Source organism: Mesorhizobium sp. M1A.F.Ca.ET.072.01.1.1, assembly GCF_004023325.1.
Lineage (GTDB): Bacteria > Pseudomonadota > Alphaproteobacteria > Rhizobiales > Rhizobiaceae > Mesorhizobium.
In genome coordinates, this window is the sequence record NZ_RZSF01000637.1 from 1 (window position 1) to 1397 (window position 1397).

At 60.1% G+C, this 1397-nt stretch carries 1 protein-coding gene and 2 pseudogenes; all 3 read left to right on the forward strand.

Annotated features, from left to right (window positions below):
• Positions 1-132, forward strand: a pseudogene (locus tag EOA32_RS37175) (IS481 family transposase); the annotation flags it as partial.
• 800 nt (positions 133-932) lie between these two features.
• Positions 933-1124, forward strand: a complete 192-nt coding sequence (locus EOA32_RS37185; RefSeq protein ID WP_128374309.1) for a hypothetical protein — start codon at positions 933-935, stop codon at positions 1122-1124.
• A 132-nt stretch (positions 1125-1256) separates the two neighbouring features.
• Positions 1257-1397: pseudogene (locus tag EOA32_RS40490) on the forward strand (PilZ domain-containing protein); the annotation flags it as partial.

Consider the following 1397-nt stretch of genomic DNA (forward strand, 5'->3'; position numbering starts at 1 on the left):
CACCGCGCCGCAGAGTTGCCGGTCTGGCTGCACAGATACAATTGGCACCGTCCCCACGGGAGCCTAAAGTCCAAAACACCTATCAGTCGCCTCGCTCTAACCGAGGACAACCTGTTGAGGCTCCACAGCTAGCTAAGCCTTAGAAAATGTTAATGTCAGTCGCTGCAAAGACGACGCATAATGTGCATCTGCCCCGGCTCGGAACGGGGTAAGAGGCCCGGCCTGGTCTCCACGTCCCCCGCCCACCCAGCGACAGGCCGGGTCCTCCTGTCCTGAGCTAGGCCGCTCCGTCTTTCCGACTTCTCTGTCTGAATAGGGAACATCGCGACGGGTAAGCGGTTATGATTCGACGGCGCGGGTTGGTGTCCCAGTTATTTCCGAGCCGTCCGATAGGCAAGCAACGGAGCCCACTCGACCCTCCCTCACGAGTGGGCTCCAGCCGTTCTGGCGATCTGGATCTTCTCTGCCTACATCGCCGCCATGAGTGTCGGCTGGACCCTCCAAGAACTGATCGACGCGGGCATGTCCGTCACGGGCGGCTGCCTCGACTGCCATCGACATCAGAAGCTCGATCTGTCGGCGCTCCGCGATCGCTTCGGCCCAGATGCTCCGGCTATGGAGTGGGACTTGAGCCGAAGATGAAAAGCGCGGTCTGCGGCGGCAAGCGTATTACCTTGACCTATTCGCCAGACACCGGCCCGAAAGACCTCAATAAGGGGCGGAACTAACTCCCCGGAACCTAGTGCCCCTTATCGCAGTTCCGTAGCTAGGCGGCGCTGTAAAGCGACGCGTCGGGCTGGCGTTTCGGCCCCCATTCGGGAGAATTGGAGTGGGCTGACGCCCCCAGCGGAGGCCCCGGCAAAGAGCCCGTCCCCTCACACCGGGCGGGCTCTTTCAATGTACTGACGGCGCTTATTTGAAGAGCTTTTCAAATGAACAACTATACCGTTGAAACGATGTCGGGGATGGACGTGGTCTCTGTTGCCTACGCGAAAACGACCTCACCGAAAGCAGCCGCTGAATGGGTGACCGGCCGCCAGGTACAGGACCGGCGAGACGAGACCCAATGGGTTCGCGTCACCGACGAGGCCAACGGAGCGGTCTACAAATTTGCCTTCAAATAGGAAAAGGACCGCCGCCGACACCGAGCCTGACGAGGTAACTGTGAGCAGGTTGGGCGCTCTGTGGTCCCGCCCTGCTTGAGCCATAATTTTCGGCTCCACGGAGCGCCGGAACGCCGTTCACATTATAAGTCTATGGAAACCCCACCTCCAGACGCTCCCCGTCGAGAACATCGCCCGCGCGTGCTGAAGGGCGGAACGATCATCACGGGTTTCCAAAACTCGGAAATCAGCTGCTCTCTGCGCAATCAGCACTCCCAAGGAGCCGAACTGAGG

Excerpts from the sequence above, each read along its gene's own strand:
- EOA32_RS37185 (WP_128374309.1), top strand. The coding sequence starts at position 933 with ATGAACAACTATACCGTTGAAACGATGTCGGGGATGGACGTGGTCTCT.